Origin of the sequence: Streptomyces sp. NBC_00513 (assembly GCF_041431415.1) — a bacterium.
Classification (GTDB): domain Bacteria; phylum Actinomycetota; class Actinomycetes; order Streptomycetales; family Streptomycetaceae; genus Streptomyces.
This window is the reverse complement of the sequence record NZ_CP107847.1, coordinates 27,816-42,693: the sequence shown is the minus strand read 5'-3', so window position 1 is coordinate 42,693 and position 14,878 is coordinate 27,816. Positions and strand designations below refer to the sequence as shown.

Annotated in this window: 19 protein-coding genes; 14 read left to right on the top strand and 5 right to left on the bottom strand. The window is 69.9% G+C overall.

All coding sequences use genetic code 11. The features are described 5' to 3' along the window. The first annotated feature begins 83 nt into the window (after positions 1-83). From OHA84_RS38310 to OHA84_RS38295, 4 genes are all read left to right on the top strand, one after another. Positions 84-272, top strand: a complete 189-nt coding sequence (locus OHA84_RS38310; protein WP_266976930.1) for a hypothetical protein — start codon at positions 84-86, stop codon at positions 270-272. A 101-nt stretch (positions 273-373) separates the two neighbouring features. Continuing rightward, a complete protein-coding gene (locus OHA84_RS38305) occupies positions 374-517 on the top strand; it encodes a hypothetical protein (RefSeq protein ID WP_266976928.1) in 144 nt (47 codons plus the stop codon). Positions 518-608: 91 nt separating this feature from the next. Continuing rightward, positions 609-1,154 (top strand): hypothetical protein, encoded by a 546-nt coding sequence (locus tag OHA84_RS38300; protein WP_266976926.1) that lies wholly within the window; start codon positions 609-611, stop codon positions 1,152-1,154. 113 nt (positions 1,155-1,267) lie between these two features. Continuing rightward, entirely contained in the window at positions 1,268-2,089 is an 822-nt protein-coding gene (locus tag OHA84_RS38295; RefSeq protein WP_266976924.1) for a hypothetical protein, read from the top strand. Between the two features lie 77 nt (positions 2,090-2,166). On the opposite strand, the gene OHA84_RS38290 is transcribed toward OHA84_RS38295, so the two are convergent. Further along, positions 2,167-2,640 carry a hypothetical protein gene (locus tag OHA84_RS38290; RefSeq protein WP_266976923.1) on the bottom strand — a complete coding sequence of 158 codons (474 nt, stop codon included), beginning with the start codon at positions 2,638-2,640 and terminating at the stop codon, positions 2,167-2,169. Beyond that, on the bottom strand, positions 2,640-3,659 hold the full coding sequence (locus OHA84_RS38285; protein WP_371591633.1) for a hypothetical protein: 1,020 nt from the start codon (positions 3,657-3,659) through the stop codon (positions 2,640-2,642). Before OHA84_RS38285 ends, OHA84_RS38290 begins: the two co-directional genes overlap by 1 nt. A 522-nt stretch (positions 3,660-4,181) precedes the next feature. Here OHA84_RS38285 and OHA84_RS38280 point away from each other — a divergent pair. The 5 genes from OHA84_RS38280 to OHA84_RS38260 all read left to right on the top strand — a co-directional run bounded on the left by OHA84_RS38280 (position 4,182) and on the right by OHA84_RS38260 (position 7,412). Beyond that, on the top strand, positions 4,182-4,667 hold the full coding sequence (locus OHA84_RS38280) for a Pycsar system effector family protein (protein WP_266976919.1): 486 nt from the start codon (positions 4,182-4,184) through the stop codon (positions 4,665-4,667). 107 nt (positions 4,668-4,774) lie between these two features. Further along, entirely contained in the window at positions 4,775-5,326 is a 552-nt protein-coding gene (locus OHA84_RS38275) for a hypothetical protein (RefSeq protein WP_266976917.1), read from the top strand. 116 nt (positions 5,327-5,442) lie between these two features. Then, positions 5,443-6,108 carry a hypothetical protein gene (locus OHA84_RS38270; protein WP_266976915.1) on the top strand — a complete coding sequence of 222 codons (666 nt, stop codon included), beginning with the start codon at positions 5,443-5,445 and terminating at the stop codon, positions 6,106-6,108. Continuing rightward, entirely contained in the window at positions 6,105-6,839 is a 735-nt protein-coding gene (locus OHA84_RS38265; RefSeq protein ID WP_266976913.1) for an AAA family ATPase, read from the top strand. The genes OHA84_RS38270 and OHA84_RS38265 overlap by 4 nt, the downstream gene beginning before the upstream one ends. 225 nt (positions 6,840-7,064) lie before the next feature. Further along, on the top strand, positions 7,065-7,412 hold the full coding sequence (locus tag OHA84_RS38260; RefSeq protein ID WP_266976911.1) for a hypothetical protein: 348 nt from the start codon (positions 7,065-7,067) through the stop codon (positions 7,410-7,412). A gap of 390 nt (positions 7,413-7,802) precedes the next feature. Here the strand turns inward: OHA84_RS38260 and OHA84_RS38255 are convergent, their stop codons facing one another. After that, on the bottom strand, positions 7,803-8,267 hold the full coding sequence (locus OHA84_RS38255; RefSeq protein ID WP_266976909.1) for a hypothetical protein: 465 nt from the start codon (positions 8,265-8,267) through the stop codon (positions 7,803-7,805). Between the two features lie 779 nt (positions 8,268-9,046). On the opposite strand from OHA84_RS38255, the gene OHA84_RS38250 reads away from it, so the two are divergent. The 5 genes from OHA84_RS38250 to OHA84_RS38230 all read left to right on the top strand — a co-directional run bounded on the left by OHA84_RS38250 (position 9,047) and on the right by OHA84_RS38230 (position 12,406). Then, positions 9,047-9,721: a GGDEF domain-containing protein gene (locus OHA84_RS38250; RefSeq protein ID WP_266976907.1), complete on the top strand. Its 675-nt coding sequence runs from the start codon at positions 9,047-9,049 to the stop codon at positions 9,719-9,721. Next, entirely contained in the window at positions 9,718-10,164 is a 447-nt protein-coding gene (locus OHA84_RS38245) for an ASCH domain-containing protein (protein WP_266976905.1), read from the top strand. The genes OHA84_RS38250 and OHA84_RS38245 overlap by 4 nt, the downstream gene beginning before the upstream one ends. A 278-nt stretch (positions 10,165-10,442) precedes the next feature. Then, the gene (locus OHA84_RS38240) at positions 10,443-11,129 is read left to right on the top strand and encodes a hypothetical protein (protein ID WP_266976903.1); all 687 of its coding nucleotides are present in this window, start codon (positions 10,443-10,445) and stop codon (positions 11,127-11,129) included. A gap of 316 nt (positions 11,130-11,445) precedes the next feature. Continuing rightward, positions 11,446-12,042, top strand: a complete 597-nt coding sequence (locus OHA84_RS38235; RefSeq protein ID WP_266976901.1) for a hypothetical protein — start codon at positions 11,446-11,448, stop codon at positions 12,040-12,042. Positions 12,043-12,121: 79 nt separating this feature from the next. Next, complete coding sequence (locus OHA84_RS38230; protein ID WP_266976899.1) at positions 12,122-12,406, top strand: hypothetical protein; 285 nt, start codon at positions 12,122-12,124, stop codon at positions 12,404-12,406. A 127-nt stretch (positions 12,407-12,533) separates the two neighbouring features. Here OHA84_RS38230 and OHA84_RS38225 read toward each other — a convergent pair whose 3' ends face one another. Continuing rightward, the gene (locus OHA84_RS38225) at positions 12,534-13,742 is read right to left on the bottom strand and encodes a ParB N-terminal domain-containing protein (RefSeq protein ID WP_266976897.1); all 1,209 of its coding nucleotides are present in this window, start codon (positions 13,740-13,742) and stop codon (positions 12,534-12,536) included. After that, a complete protein-coding gene (locus tag OHA84_RS38220) occupies positions 13,742-14,404 on the bottom strand; it encodes a ParA family protein (protein ID WP_323182101.1) in 663 nt (220 codons plus the stop codon). The genes OHA84_RS38225 and OHA84_RS38220 overlap by 1 nt, the downstream gene beginning before the upstream one ends. Between the last annotated feature and the right edge of the window lie 474 nt (positions 14,405-14,878).

Sequence of the window (14,878 nt, the reverse complement as noted above, 5' to 3'; positions counted from 1 at the left end):
CTCCCAGTCCATCCCAGTGGGGCCGGCCTGCCCGAGCATGGCCAGCCCCCACCCGTCCAATCTCCTCAAGGAGGACTCCCGCCGTGGCCCTGTCCATCTCCGCCACCGTGCTGCTGTGCATCGTCGTCGTTGTCCTCGTCAAGGGCGGCCACGTCCGCATCGGCTCCGCCCTCGTCTGCACGTTGTTCGGCTTCACCCTCGCCGCGACCGGCCTCGCTCCGACCATCAACAGCGCCCTGGCCTCACTCGCCGGACTGGCCGCCGGCCTCTGATCCTCGTACGTGGGCCACTTCCGCCAACGCCGCACCAGCGCGCGGGTATCTGCCGCATGCTCGTCTCGGGCCCCACCCACCACACAGGGGGAGACGAGGACATGGCACACCTGCACTACACCTGCTGGAACTGCGACGAGGACTGCGTCGTCCACGGCGACGGGTGCAACTGCTGCGACCTCGTCGAAGTCCCCGACGAATGGGACTGCTGGAACTGCGGCGCGCTGAACTACACCCCCGACTAACCCGCCCCTCCTCTCCCCGCTGCACGACGCCGAAGGGCGCCGCCGGACACACCCCGGCGGCGCCCTTCGGCGTACCCCGCCAGGAGCCCCGATGCCCACCACAGCCCCCTCCCCCGCCCTAACCCACCCCACCCCATCGACCCATGCCGCCGCGCCGCCAGCGGAACTGTCCCTCGAGGAACGCATGGCGTTCATCAACGCGGCGATGACCGTCCGGCTGGAGGAAGCGGCCGTCGCCTACGAGGTCAACACCTCGCACATCCCCACCGAGCCCGTCGACTTGGCCGACGTCCTCACCGTCCCGCTCACCCCGACCCTCCAACCGCCCACGCCCTACCCGACCCCGGTCGCGGCCCTGCTGCAGCGCGCGCACCACCGGCTGCTCACCGGCGGCTGGTGCTCCGGTGCCCTGGTCGACGAGGACGGTGCTCGCTGCCTGTACGGCGCGATCCACATCGAAGCCCGCGGCGACCAGAGCCTGGAATCGCGCGCCTTGGAGGTCCTGATGGACGCGATCCGCCGCCAGTTCGGCGAGATCGACTCCGTGCCGTCCTTCAACGACGGCTTCGCCAGCGGCCGCATCCCAACGCGGATGCTCGACCAAGCCGCCAGCTTCGCCGACGCCCGCGGCCTCTGACCTCCGTTCCGGACCACCTGCCTCGCACCCGAACCCCTCGCGGTCGGGTACGGGCCAGGCCATCCGGCCTGCACACCACCCACCACACCGCCCAATCAAGGGAGCGCCCGACCATGCAGTCCGATGACAAGAACATCAACGGCCAGCCTCACCCGAACACCCCGAGCTTCCTCGACCTGCTCGACCAGGCGGCCGCGACGCCGGCCACCGCCCCGGGCAAGGACCCCGGCACCAACCTCGCCCAGCTGAGCGCCGCGTGGAACGCCTCCTGGGAGCAGGACGGCTTTCTGCACGGCCGGTGGGAGGAACTGCGCCGGGTCCCGCAGTCCGGCTGGCACGGCATGACCAACTGGATCAAGGCCCTGCTGGTCCTCACCGGGATGTGCGTGGTCGTCATCCTGCTCGACACCGCCGGGGACGTCCTCGACGCCGCTCTGGGCCGGCTGGCCGACGCGCTCCCCGCCACCCAGGTCGGCACCAGCGCCTCCGACGAGTTCTGGGGCGTGGTCGACAACCCGATCCGCACCCACATCGCCCAGCACACCGCCGGCCTCCCAGTCAGCGGCGCCGCCATCTACACCTTCTGGCAGCTCACGGGCCTGTTCGGCCTGATCGGCGGCTTCACCGGCGCCACCGGCGCCCGCCTCACCTGGACCGTCTGGGGCGCAGCAACGGTCGCGGTCGTGTGGACCACGACCCCTGCGGATGGGCGCACCGTCGCCACCGCGATCGCCGTCCTCGCCTGGACCATCGCCTCCACCGTCGCCTTGCGCGGCTGGAGCCTGCGCCCGGTCGTCAACAACTTCCCTGCGCCCGCCCAGCCCGCTCCGGCCTTCCAACCGCAGATCGAGATCCGGCCCGAGATCCACATCCCCACCCCGGTTCCGGCCCCCGACGACGACGCCCCCGACAACGTCCACCGCTTCCAGCGCTGACCCCGGTCGCTCCGCCTGGTCCTCGCCCACCCCCCGCAGCCGCAGGACGGGGCGAGGGCTGGACAGGCCGCCCGGCCTTACGCACCACCCGCCGCGCCCCGCCGACGCCAGAGACGTCTGAGGGCTTCCAGCTCAGTACGAGGAAAGTGCTCACCCCATTTGCCTCGATACACGCTCTCCCCGTATGTGTCAGCGACTTGGTCGAAACAGCGAATGACTGCCCGAACCAACCGGTCGACGGGCTGCCAACTGCTCCACACCTCCGTGCCGGCGCTGTTGTGCAGTTCGCCGTGGCTCAGCTCCACGATGCGGATCCACACAGTGGTGTCCTGCCGGTAAAAGACCCACCGGTAGGCAGTGGGTTCGGCTTCGAACTGCGTTCGGACCTCGGTCTGCCCGGTCAGCACGCGGCTGACGGCGTTCAGTAGGTCTTCCGGTGCCTCGCTGATGGAGGACGCTGTGAGGTCTGCTTCGCGCTCGTGGTCGGCGATGGTGCAGTTAGCCCAGCCCCTGCCGCTGAGCCTCCAGGAAAGGCTCAGGTCACTCGCCATCACGAAGCCGCCGACTGTTGGTCAGTCCCGCTTGCTGGTCCTCCACCCCAAGGGTCGTCAAGCACTGTTTCGGGGAAGTTCGCCGTAAGCATTTCGTCGATGCAGCTGCGCAACCCAACGCCGGTGGGGTCGATCCAGGTGAGCCACGGCACCGGCTGGAGCAGGTCGTCGTATTGACGGATGCCGGGGTCGGTGAGGAGGGCGCGAAGCACGTCGGGGGCGGGGTCGGTGACCAGGCACAGCCAGGCCAGGCCAGCGCCGATGCGGACCTCGGGCGGCCGTCCGGGATCCGACCACAGATCCCGGGCCCACCTGGGAGCGTCTTCGTCTGAATGTTCGCGGGCGAGTTGGGCGATCGCCAGGATCAGGCTCACCCGGACCACCGCATCATCTTCTCTCGCCAGCTTGGACTGCAGAGTAGAGAGGACGTGTGAAAGCTCGCCGGTCGCCGCCGCCAGGACGGCGGTCTCGGAACGGACCTCAGGGTCGGGGCTGGCGAGAAGCGGGAGTAGAAGGTGCAGGTCGTCCGTGACGGCCTGACGGGCCGCCTGGATCGTCCAGTCCACCGGGCACATCGTGCTGCCCTCGACCATCAACGGCTCCTCAGCGACCTGGAGCAAGCCTTCCCGCGTACCGTCCCCCATGTGCTGACACCGGCCGATCTCGGCGACCAGGCGAAGGGTCTGGGCACGGAGTTCGGGGCGCCCAGTCGCCGCGACCCGGAGCAGGAACGGCACCGCCAGTGCCCCCACCGCGATGGTGCCGCCTTGATGATGAAGATTGTTCCAAAGCCGCTCCAAGGCCCTGTCGGCTGCGTTGGCGTCCCCAGACGCGAGCGTGGCGAGCAGTCCGGGGATCTCCTCGCCCGGGCCGTAGAAGTGCCGGAACCGCTGCCAAGGGACCTCGTCATACCTGAACCGGTCCTTGACCTCCCTCGGGACCGCGCCCAAGGCCGTCCGCACGTCGCAGTCCGTGCCGGCCCATCGTTCCGGCCAGCAGGCCCAGAAATCATCGTCCACGGCTTGGCCTTCCACCCCATTGACAGCATCCGAACGCGGGGATTCTAACGACCGGTGATCAAGGGGCGGACCCTTCTGCCGCACTCCGGTGACACCGCAGCACGGCGACGTCATTTCTCGTGTGCATCTGCAGCACTCAAGATCGCCAACTGCTGTCCAAACAGCCGGCCAAACGCTGCTACTTCACGACTTCACGTGAACGAAGCCAACACCTGAATACCGCATCTCCGGAACAAGTGCACTCCGCCAGTACCGCTGCGCACCCAGGGCCGCTGCGACCCCTGCGCCAGGGGCTACGAGCCCAGCCCCGACACCTACTTCACGTTCCCGGCCCCGGTCACTCACCACCCGGCCGCCTGATCCACGACCACCTTGGAAGGAGAGTCGCCGTGCCAACGGCCACCCCGACCACGTGATCCTCCGCTGACGGTCCTGGCGGCTGCCTGATCCACCCGCCCCGCGCACCGCGCGGGACGGGTGGTGACGGGGAGCCGGACAGCCCGGCCCGGAAGGGACTACGACATGACCCTCAACACCGACACCGCGACGTCGACCAGCGACCCGAGCCGGCACCTGGACGCTGCCTGCGCCACGGTCACCGGCGAGATCACCCGCACCGACAACAAGGCCTCGCTGTTACTGGCCTTCACCGGCGCGGTCCTCGCCGGACTCGCCACCCTCGCGGGCAAGAAGCTGCCACTGCCCGCCCAACTCGCAGGCGGCGCCGCCGGCCTCGCACTCGCGGCCGCCGCCGTGCTGCTGCTCCTGGTCGTACGGCCCAACCTCGGCGGCCGCGGCCGCACCGTTCGGGAGGGATTCCCGCTCTGGGCGCGGCTGGACGAGGCCGGCATCCGGGCCTCCATGAACGAGGACACCCGAACCGCCCGGATCAAGGCGCTCTCCACCATCGCGGTCACCAAGTTCACGCGCCTGGCCCGCGCGGTCGACACGATCCTCACCGCGCTCGCCCTGCTCCTGGTCGCCGCCATCCTCGCGGTCACCGGATGAGCATCCGGCCGTACGCGCTCGCCCCGGTCCTCACCGCCGCGGCCACCGTCGCCGCCCGCCGGACCCACCCCGCCGCACGCCCCGACACCGACAAGGAGCAGTAACCCATGGCCCTCACCCTGTTCGCCCACCGTCCCGAGCCCGTCGAAGCGCCGGCCCCCGAGCCGTGGCCGGAGACCGGCGAGACCTGGAAGCCCGAGGGCATCACCGTCGACGAGCGGTACTACAACCTCGGCCACGCGGTCGTGCTCGTCTTCCTCGCCAGCGGCTGCCACGTAGTGTCCTGCCTCGGCTGCCACTACCAGGCGACCAAGCTCAAGGCGCACTACAGCACCATCCTCACCCTGGACGAGGCGGCCGAACTCGCCAACACCCACGCGGCCGGCTGCCGGGCGCTGCCCCGCGACATCCCCGCCCGCCCCGACGAAGAAGCCGCCCGCGAACTGCTGCGCACCCTCGTACGCGGCCTGCGCTGCCGGGACGAGGGCCTGCGTCTGTGCCTGTACCACCTCGACACCCACCGCCTGAGCCTTCAGCGGACCGACGAGTGGATCGTGGGCGAACTGGAGCGTCTGGCCGATGACGAACCCGAGGTCCTGAAGGTCTCGGTCACCCAGTGGGGCACGGAGTTCTACCTGCAGAAGCTCCCCGAGAGCTGACCGGCCGTTCTCCGTGCGGCCCCGCCTCGCCGCCTTCGGGCGTGCGCCGGCGGGGCCGTGCGGTGTCCGCCCGGTCAGCAGAGACCAGGCGACCGGCCCTCCCCCTGGAGGTCACCGTGTTCCCAGCCCGCTCCCTCATCAAGGCCGTCACCAGCCGGCTCGGCCGTCTACACACCCGCCGAACCGACAGTGCGGGCGAATGGCAGCTCGCACACCACACCCTCGACGGGGTCGACACGATCCTGGCCGAGCAGACGGCGGCCGCGTACGCGGCCGCCGTCGACCACGCCTACCTCGCCGTCGTGCGGAACGTGGACGGCCTGCACGTACAACCCGGCGTCCTGGAACTCCACGACCGCATCCTCGGCGACACCCTCTACCTGGAAGGCATCCTGACCGGCGCCCGCGGCCGCTGCCTGGCTCCGGAACTCATCGAGCGCCTGGCCGACGCCGTCGACCACGGACACGAACTCACCCTGCTGCTCGCCGACACCGCCCGCGCCACCACGATCGAACACACCCCGACGCCAAGCCCGCACCAGCACGGCGAACCCCACCGTGCCGTCCCGTACTTCGCCAAGGCGGGTACCGGCGCCTGCCCCCACGGCGAGCGCCCCCACGCCCGGCACACCGGCTGCGACGACGACGTCCTGATCTGCCTCGACAGCCCCATCGGCGACCACTGCCCGGGCTGCCAGGACACGGCCGGCGAGCCGGTGCCCTGGATCCTCTGCCCGTACCGGCCCGCGTCCGGGGAGCCCCAGGACGGAGGCACGCTGTGAACCGGCACGACCCCAACCCGGCGCCAGGGCCGGAATCGGAGGAGGCGCTGAGCGTGCTCGCCGAGACCGCCATCGAACTCGCGGACACGTCGCGGAACTTTGCAGCCGGCCTCATCCGACGCGAAAGCGTCGCAGGACCAGCCGGCCACCTCCGCGACATCGCCGGCCGGCTCGCCGCGCACGCGGCCCGGGTCGACCACCTCCGCGACCACGCGTCGGCCCACCGATCGGAAGGACCCGAGATGAACCCGCTGGACCTCCCCGCCGGCGCCATCTGCGTGATGGTCGGCCCGCCGGGCTCCGGCAAGTCCACCTTCGCCGCCCGCTACCCCGACACCTGGCGCGTCTCCCTGGACCTCTACCGACACCTGGCCACCGACTCAGAAACCGACCAGTCATCCACCCCCGTCGCCGTCGAGATCCAAAACCTCCTCCTGGACGCCCGCCTCGCCCGCGGCCTCACCACGATCGTCGACAGCACCAACGTGCACGTCCACGTCAGGAACGGGCTGCTCGCCCGCGCCCGCTACTGGCAACGCCCCGCCATCGCCGTCCTGTTCGACGTCCCGCTGGCCACGGTCGAAGCGCAGAACGCGGGCCGCGACCGCGCGGTGCCCGTCCACATCGTGCGCGGACACCACCAACTGCTCCCCACCCCCGCCCGGCTGCACGACGAGGGCTTCACCGGCGTGTACCGGATCTCCGAACTCACGGCCGGAACCCCGCAGTGAGCCGGGCAGCCCCCGGCCCGCACCGGGCCGCCCTCCGGCGTGGTGGACCTGGCTACCAAGGCGCTCCGGGTTGGAACACTGCCTCTTCGCCATTCGGTGCGGCCGGCTTCACCGCGCACCGCCAGAGCGTCCCCAATCCCCGCCGCGACTACGGCGACCACCGCACCCCTATCACGATCCGGCTCGAGTTCTGACCCTGCCCGGCACGCTGAAGGAGCCCCGCTCATGCCCATGTCCGAGACCGCCCGCGCGTACTACGCCGCCCACACCCAGGCCCTGCGCGATCACGGCGCGATGAACGCCGCCCGCCTCTGGCCGCGCCAGGCCCTGCAATACACCACCGTCAACGGCGCCCGCTTCCTGCCGTTCCCGTCCCGGACGCCCATCCGGTCCGTGGCCCCGGCCGTCCGCTCCGCCCTCAAGAAGCACCTGGTGCACGAGTACGACGTCGCCGCCCGCGACGGCTCCCCGCTGCACATCGTCTACATCCGCCACGCCCCCGGCACCTGGTCCGGCGGCGAGGACGTCATCGACGTCTACGAGGTCCCCACCGAGGAGCCGGCCGTGCCGTAGCGGGTGATGGTCCTCCGTGCCGCCCCGGCCCCGTTCGACGGAGACCGGGGCGGTCGCGGTGGCCCCTCACCACCGAGCACAGAAGGGAGCTGGACGTCATGCTGCGCACCTACGAGGTTGACGTCCCCATACACGACACGACCGACTCGGCCCGGCGGGGTTGTGACTGAGCGCGATAGTTGGCCCCGACGGACAACTCCGATGCACAGAACGCGGGCAGGTACGGGAGCGACGTAGCCGAGGGCCAGCCGTTCGGCGCTCAGGACAGGGGCCCAGCAGCCGGGGGCTGCACGCCTCAGAGCATCGGCGAACCGAGAAGCCCCAGCTCAGCGCGCGCCTGCCGCCTCGCGCGGGCCTAGCGCGCGCAAGGGCCGAACGCCGGCGAATCGCCTATCCCCACGGGGTGGGGCCAGGGCGCTCGTGCCAGGTGCGGACCGCCGCCACCATGTTGACGCATCGGCGTCGCAGTTCGGCTCGTGCCTGCTCGAAGGCCATCTTGCGTTCCGCGGTGTGCATCTCCGGGGCTTCTTCCACGTACGAGGACTTGGTGTCGACTTCTCGGGCGGCGTCAAGGACATATGCCGCGTGCTGGAGGAGGTGTCTTGGAGCGGTGAGTTGCACTGCTGTCCAGCTGTGGAGGATTTTGACCGCTTGTTCTGGGCCTTCCGGCTGGTCGGCGAGGTAGTCCATCCTCTGGACTGCCTCGATGAACGTGGTGAGGGCCGTGTATTGGCGATCTACGTGCGAGGCCTGCCATGTGATGCGGGACGTCCGCCTCGCGGACAGGACAACCCCGGTCCACGTGATCACGGCCGCGGCCGTTGCGGCAAGGGGCGCGGACAGCTCGATCTGCATACCTCCGATCCTGGGAGGCCGTTGTCCTGAAAGCAGGACATTTGAGGAATTTCAGAGGTGGCGTCCCACCCGACGGGTCCGCGCTCCGACGGCCAGGGTGAATCCCAAACCCACTTCGGACGCTGCTGAACCGCGCACACCCTGACGACCCGCCTGCCTCGCTGGGAGGCCAGCCGTCAGGGGAGGGAGCCGAGGTTCAGCTGATTCTTGGTTACGGCAGCCATCGGGCGGAGACGTCTGTGGCTCAGCGCCAAGTTGGACCTTGAGCACGCTTCTCGGCCCTTGTGCGCGATAGATGGCCCGCGCGAGGCGGCAGGCCCGCGCTGAGCTGGGGGACTCTCGGTTCAGCGCTGATTGGCTGGCCCTCGGCCACGTCGCTCCCGTACCTGCCCGCGTTCTGTGCATCGGAGTTGTCCGTCGGGGCCAACTATCGCGCTCAGTCACAGGGGTGTGCACGTCTTCACCGGCGTCGCCGACTCCCCCGCCGCGGCCCTGCGCCGCGCGCACGAGGAGTACGACGCCGCGCTCACCGCGCACACGGCCGGACTCGAGATTCCCGGCAGGCAGCCGGACCCCTGGGGAGTGGCCGGGCTCCGGCCCGGCTGGCAGATGGAGTGGCCCGCCGCGAAGGCCGGCCTCTGGAACAACCCCTCCAGCCGGACCGTCCGCGCTGACTTCGCGCGCTGTAGCTCCGCCCCGGGACAGCCGCTCTGCTTGGCGGCTTCGTCGGCTGCCCCGGGCCCATCCATCCCGTACGAGACGAGACGGAGAACCCAAGTATGTCGCCCCTCCTGCGCGTTCAGGGCCGGTTCGGCCAGCGCACCCTCCTACTGACGACCGCCGCCGTGCCGTTGACCGGCTGGGCGGTCCACGCGGTCACGCTGCACAGGCAGCTCGCCGCCACCCGCCGCGACCCGTTGACCGGTCTGCTGCGCCGCGACTCCTTCACCGCCCGCGCCCGCCGGCTCCTGGCCCGCCGCGACGACCTGGCCGTGGTCATGGTCGACGCCGACCATTTCAAGGCCGTGAACGACACGATGGGGCACCCGGTCGGGGACGCCGTCCTCGCCGCGTTCGGCGCCCGGCTCACCACGTGGGCGGGCCCGCGCGCGTCCGTCGGCCGCCTCGGAGGCGATGAGTTCGCCGCCGTCGTCCAGGTGCCCGCCGCGCGCCTGGAGCAGCGCCTCGCGCAGCTGGTCCGGATGCTGCACACCCCCGTCGTCCTCGAGGACGGCCGCAGCGTCGACGTCGCTGCCTCGGTCGGCGCCGCGAGCACCGGCGTCTTCGGCACCCGCGACCTGACCGTGTTGCAGCGGGCCGCCGACGCCGCCCTGTACGACGGCAAGCACTCCGGCCGCGCCCACCTCGCCACCGCCGCCCACGTCATGGTCCCGTCCGTCAACGGTCGCCGGGCCGGCCGGCCGGGCACGGCAGTCTGGGGGCGAGCGGCATGAGCACCGGAATCCTTCCGCCGGCGGGCGACTGGATCCGCGGAATCAGCATCAAGCAACCGTGGACCACCGCCATCGTCGCCGGGGCCAAGACGATCGAGAACCGCCCTCAGCCCTGGTCTTGGCGTGGCCTGGTGCTGCTGCACGCGGGCCTGCAGACCGATCGGCCCGCCCTGTGCCTGCCGCTGGTCGCCCGCACGATCCGCGGCCGCGACCTGCCGACCGGCGCCGTGGTCGGCGTCGCCCGGCTGACCGGCTGTCACCAGGACCCGGACGGTTCCCCTCCTTGCACCGAGTGGGCGGAGCCCGGCCTGTGGCACCTGGAGCTCACCGACGTCCAGGAGCTCGCCCTGCCGATTCCCGCACGCGGGCAGCTCGGGCCTTGGAAGCCCACTGAGGACATGGTCGCCTTGGTGCGTCGGCAGCTGCCCGACCTGCGTCCGTGAGCACCCGCCGTCGCCCCGCACCCGCACCGCCCGAGCCGGCCGCCGTGCCGGTCCAACTTCTGGCTGGCACGACGGCGGGCACTTCGCCTGGCCCGAGCGGTGCGTGCTGTGCCGGAAGACCACTCCGCTGAGGTCCCACGACGGAGAGGCCGTGCACAAGACGTGCGCGGAACTCTGGAACGCGCGGAATCCCGGCGAGACCCGGTTCGTCTCCGACCCGCCCAAGAGCGGCAAGAGCAAGGACCACGCCTGAACTTTCCCTCCAGACGGAGGCCCCCATGAGCAGCACCGAACGCGACGTCGACCACGCCCTCGCTTACCCCGAGCCGCCCGCCTCCCCGCTCTGGCACCGCCACGGCGCGCAGGCCCGCCCGCTCACCGATGCCCAGAAGCGGCGCAACCGCGAGCTGCTGGACATCGCGCAGCGCACCACCCGACCCCGCTCCCCCTCGCACCACCGAGACCCTGGCGGAGGCCAGCTAATGGACACCAAGCACTGTGCCGTCGACGGCTGGGTCGACGCGGTCCCCGTTCCCGGCCCGCGCGACACCGTCTTCTTCGACCTGGTCGTCCGGCTCGCCGACATCGACGCGCTCGACGACGACTCCCCCGACACGGTCGTCACCTGCACCAGCGGCGACCCTTGGATCACCTACGAGCTGCTGAACGGCATACAGCCCGGCGACCTGCTCCGCGCGACCGGCACCCTGGTACAGCCACCGGTGCCCGGCGAGCCCGCCCGGCTCACCGTCGACGCCTTGGAGGTCCTGGACACCGCGCTGGTCCCGGTCCTGCGGGAGATGGTGCTCGACAGGTTCGGCGACTACGTCGTCATCTTCGACGCCGACCGCGACCAGGTCCCCGTCTTCACCGCGTACGGGGCGTGGGTCGGCCTGGCGGACAACCCCGACGCCATCGCCCACCTCATCGACATCCACGAGCGCGTGAACGGCGGCGACGCCTGATGGCCGCCACGACGCAGCCCCGGACCGTTCTGGAGCGCTTCCCCGCCGGCCATCCCCGCGGCTCCTGGTCAGCCGACGAATACGCCGCCGCCCAGAGCGCCCAGGGCACCGCCGCCTGGGGGTCGGCTGCCCGCCCGACTGCCCCCACCCCGAGCGCAATTGCTACCTGAACAGCGTTGCCCGCCGCCACGGGGTACCGGTCTGCACCACCCTCACCGACACGGTGACCGCAGCCCTCGCCCTCTCCCGTTGACCCCACCCGCTCCGGCCGCCGGGACCATCACGGTCCCGGCGGCCCCGTCGAAAGTGAGGGCCGATGCCCACCACGGTCTTCGACCAGTTCACCCGCCGCACCGCCGACGTCACCGCCCAGCTCACCACCCTCGGCATCCCGCTCACCGCGCCGACCCCGCCGCCCGCCGACCCCGACCCCGCCGACCCGTGGGCCAGTAACTACGCCGTGCCGGTCGACCGCTCCACCCTCGCCTGGTGCACCGCCGTCCAGATGCTCGCCGACCACCACAACACCGGCATCGACCGCCAAGTCCTCGCCGCCGACGCGCTGCTGCGCGAGCTCGGGGTCCGCGGCCTCGCCCAGCTCCACTCCGACCTCCACCACGGCGCCCCCATCGACTACCGCTTCACCCCCTGCCCGTACTGCTCCGGCATCGGTGAGGACCCCACCCGGCCGGACTGCCAGGACGCCGGGTGCGCGCCGTGGCTCGAGTTCGCCGGGCACGATCACCTATGCCCGGTGTGCCACGGCGACGACTACCAACCCCAGTGGTTCGCCGAAGAGCACATGACCGAACTCGAAGAACTGCTCGCCGACGCCATCGAGGAGAACGAAGAACGAGCCCCGCTCCGTTACTGGATCCGCACACGGCTGCGCCGCCGGATGGTGCGCACGTGACGGCCCGCTACCGCCGCCGCCCCCGCGGCACCGGCCCCCTGTACCCCGGAGTCCAGAAGACGGGCGCGGAGATCACCGCATGCTCGCCGCCCGCCAGAGGCCGGCCTCCTGGACCGGCCGCGGCGACGTCGCCGTACGGATCGGTGAGCGCGGCCTGGAGCGCGGACGCCCACTCCCCGAGCAGAAACCCGACGTCGACCCCGTTGCCCGGGTCCTCATTCGTCCCGACGCCGAGACCGCTTTCACCTGCACGCTCCACTGCGTCAGGACCCGAATTCAAGGCGCGTGGACCGAGTCCTGCCACCTCCTTACCCACACCCTTTCCGGACGCGACCTTCCACCCGACATCGACCTGAGCGCCTGAGCAGACAAGAAGCGGCCCCCGTCCCCCGGACCTTGATCCGGGGGACGGGGGCCGCCTTTTGTGTTTCCGGGGGACTCCCGGCCGCTTCAAAGTGCCCCGGCCGGGACACTTCCTGGGATCCGTTGGGCTACAGCTCCTTAAGAAGCAGTTCGGCAACCTGGCTTCGGAAGGCTGGGCTGCTGGAGGCGGAGAGGTCGACAACGAATGCCTCAGCCGACCCAAGCAGTTCGAGATAGCGTGCGATGGCTCGCCGCCGTTCCTCGGGCTGGAGCTTCTCAAAGATGATGTCCATGCTGGCAACGCCATCGGCCCACGGCATCAGCGGACGCTTCGGTACCTCCGTAATGGCACGAAGCTCTGAGCGTGGGTCGGGCAGTTCCGGCGGAGCTTGCCGGCCGTCACTGGCCAGACTCTCAGTCCGGATGGTGGCAGAGCCGATACCTGAGGGACGGTCGGTGGGGGACAGCAGCTGGTTTACCGCGGTAAACCGAGGCTGCTCCGCGTCGACGGTCGTCGCGGATGCGTCGGCATGATGGGCACCTACCGGATTCCGGTTTACCGCGGTAAACCCACCCGGGTCTGCCACAGCAACTGGCGCGACTGGGGCAGCAGGGGCGGCGTCGGTCTTCCGTGCCCGGGGGGCCCGGGGAGCTCGCTCGGCTGCCGCGCGCCGCTGAACCTCGAGCGCCCATGCCTCCACCTGGTCAGTACGCGGCAGGCCGGCGATGTCCCGAGCGACACGCACCGGCATCTCGCCCTGGGAGACCAGGCTCTGCAGTTCGGGTACCAGTTTCAGGAGCTTGCGCTGCTGGCTGACCCACCCCTTCGTCTTCTCGTAGTGCTCGGCTACCCGGTCGGCCCCCCCAAGCTGCTCAACCATCGTCTCAATACCGATGGCGCGCTCGATGGGGTCCAGGTCCTCGCGGTCGTTGTTCTCGGCGAGGACCGCGTCAAGGAAGTCGGCACGAGATTTCGCGACGTCCTCGTTGTGCACGACATTGAGCGTCGACAGCCCGACAGCGAGGGACGCACGGAAGCGACGCTCGCCATTGGCGATGACGTACGGCAGCGCCCCGACGCTGTCCTCCTCCTCAGGCCAAAGCTTGAGATAGGCAGCACGCGAGACCACGACAGCAGGCTGCAGCTGGCGCTTCTTGAGCTTGAGACCGAATTCCCTGAGGTCATCCTCGGTGCCGAAGTTGCGGCGAGGGTTGAACCGGCTGGGCACCATCTTCGACAGTGGCAACGTCAGCAGGAGCGGATCGCTCCGGCCAGGAACGTCATCGACCTTCTGACCCGCGAGTGACGCGAGACTGGTGCGGCGTCCGACGGACATTACGCACGACCCCCGTAACCCAACTCCAGAGCCAGGCGGAAGAAGTCCTCGCGAGCCTCCATGGCGACCCGGTTCTTGGCGTACTGGGTGACAACCTTGCCCTCGACCGAGGCCCGGGTGTGGACCTTGTATCGCCTTATGACTGTTTCGGCCCGCGGCCACCCCTGCGCGTCGATGTACTCCTGGGTGTCCACAAGGTCCGCCGTGCCATCACGAGGGTCCCAGTTGTTGATGATGACCTTGTACGGCAGACCCGTGGGCTCGATGACCTTCGCGATGGTGCGCGCAGTGGGGTCGAATGCGAGACCCTCGGGCGGCATCGGCACGATCACGTCATGCGCGTACTTCAGGGCTTCGAGAAGGAGGTTCTCATCCTGGAGGCTGCCGGGGGTGTCGATGAAGACGTGCTGCAACCCGTCCTTGCTCTTCTTGAGGACATCAGCGACCACGGCGCCCAGGTTGAGGGTCGTGGTGGTCTTGCCGACCCCACCCTTCTGATTGGCGATCACGTGGACTCGTGCGCCAGTGTCCTGGAGGATCTTCAGGTTCTCGGGAGACTCGTGCTCCTGTGAGAAGTCGAAGGGCAGATCAGTGATGCGGTTGGCCCACCAGACGGTTGACGCCTGAGGGTCGATGGATACGACGTACACGCTTGCTGGCATTAGATGCTCGCTCCGTTTGCTTCCCGATGGATCCGGTACTTCGGGCTGAGCGGAATGATGCCAGATAGCGCTGTCCGATTTGTGTCCAGGGCCGCCAGGTTCGCCAACGCACGCTGGTTTACCGCGGTAAACCAAGCAGGCTGGGCGCCGATCAACAACGACGCTTGAAGCCAACCCCCTCTGTAGGAACGGTTCCTGGCTCGGAGGGACGAGAGCACCTGGTCTGTGGCCGGCTCCGTCGTCCGCAAGATCAAGGACTTCGACTCCAAAGCCTGGGCGTGTCCGTGCGGTTCCCTCCCGCTCTGGAGCCCATGCCTGAGCCCGTATCTCCTCAGGGCGCTTCGACCTCGCGCACGGAGATCGTGCTGATTCCACACGGGCGTCGGCAGACAGCGCGACACTGAGGACCCGAACAGAGGGGAGTGGCACGTTGCCGAAAGAGCGTGACCAGATCTCAGAGAAGTACGCCAGCCT

What these genes read in the sequence shown, in the direction of transcription:
- OHA84_RS38255 (WP_266976909.1), bottom strand. Translation starts at nt 8,267, where the DNA reads ATGCAGATCGAGCTGTCCGCGCCCCTTGCCGCAACGGCCGCGGCCGTG.
- OHA84_RS38245 (WP_266976905.1), top strand. Translation starts at nt 9,718, where the DNA reads ATGAGCACCGGAATCCTTCCGCCGGCGGGCGACTGGATCCGCGGAATC.
- OHA84_RS38260 (WP_266976911.1), top strand. Translation starts at nt 7,065, where the DNA reads ATGCCCATGTCCGAGACCGCCCGCGCGTACTACGCCGCCCACACCCAG.
- OHA84_RS38250 (WP_266976907.1), top strand. Translation starts at nt 9,047, where the DNA reads ATGTCGCCCCTCCTGCGCGTTCAGGGCCGGTTCGGCCAGCGCACCCTC.
- OHA84_RS38305 (WP_266976928.1), top strand. Translation starts at nt 374, where the DNA reads ATGGCACACCTGCACTACACCTGCTGGAACTGCGACGAGGACTGCGTC.
- OHA84_RS38280 (WP_266976919.1), top strand. Translation starts at nt 4,182, where the DNA reads ATGACCCTCAACACCGACACCGCGACGTCGACCAGCGACCCGAGCCGG.
- OHA84_RS38275 (WP_266976917.1), top strand. Translation starts at nt 4,775, where the DNA reads ATGGCCCTCACCCTGTTCGCCCACCGTCCCGAGCCCGTCGAAGCGCCG.
- OHA84_RS38225 (WP_266976897.1), bottom strand. Translation starts at nt 13,742, where the DNA reads ATGTCCGTCGGACGCCGCACCAGTCTCGCGTCACTCGCGGGTCAGAAG.
- OHA84_RS38240 (WP_266976903.1), top strand. Translation starts at nt 10,443, where the DNA reads ATGAGCAGCACCGAACGCGACGTCGACCACGCCCTCGCTTACCCCGAG.
- OHA84_RS38300 (WP_266976926.1), top strand. Translation starts at nt 609, where the DNA reads ATGCCCACCACAGCCCCCTCCCCCGCCCTAACCCACCCCACCCCATCG.
- OHA84_RS38220 (WP_323182101.1), bottom strand. Translation starts at nt 14,404, where the DNA reads ATGCCAGCAAGCGTGTACGTCGTATCCATCGACCCTCAGGCGTCAACC.
- OHA84_RS38230 (WP_266976899.1), top strand. Translation starts at nt 12,122, where the DNA reads ATGCTCGCCGCCCGCCAGAGGCCGGCCTCCTGGACCGGCCGCGGCGAC.
- OHA84_RS38290 (WP_266976923.1), bottom strand. Translation starts at nt 2,640, where the DNA reads ATGGCGAGTGACCTGAGCCTTTCCTGGAGGCTCAGCGGCAGGGGCTGG.
- OHA84_RS38295 (WP_266976924.1), top strand. Translation starts at nt 1,268, where the DNA reads ATGCAGTCCGATGACAAGAACATCAACGGCCAGCCTCACCCGAACACC.
- OHA84_RS38235 (WP_266976901.1), top strand. Translation starts at nt 11,446, where the DNA reads ATGCCCACCACGGTCTTCGACCAGTTCACCCGCCGCACCGCCGACGTC.